Raw genomic sequence first — 259 nt, forward strand, 5'->3', positions numbered from 1 at the left:
CTGATATTGCACATAATGTACATATCACCGCAGCAGCAGATAAAATTATAGAGAAAAATAGTTCTTCTTTTAAGCAAAATATGGAAATTCCAAAGCATAAAGTTGCCAAAATTGAAAATAAAGCAGTGCCAAATTTTTGTTTTATCATTGTGTTTTTAAATTTTTGCAAAGATATATTTTAAACACAATTAACAGAAACTCATAGAAAAAAAATTATTTTTTAACTTCTTTCGTTTTATCAATATCAGTACTAATAAGG

Annotated in this window: 1 protein-coding gene; it reads left to right on the plus strand. The window is 25.1% G+C overall.

Annotation, left to right across the window (positions count from 1 at the left end; all coding sequences use genetic code 11):
- Nucleotides 1–182 (plus strand): hypothetical protein (locus SB752_RS32795; RefSeq protein ID WP_410719562.1); only part of this gene is annotated, 182 nt, incomplete at its 5' end.
- Nucleotides 183–259: the final 77 nt, after the last annotated feature.

Origin of the sequence: Brevibacillus sp. SIMBA_040, from assembly GCF_046535075.1 — a bacterium.
In the GTDB taxonomy this organism is placed as follows: Bacteria; Bacillota; Bacilli; order Brevibacillales; family Brevibacillaceae; genus Brevibacillus.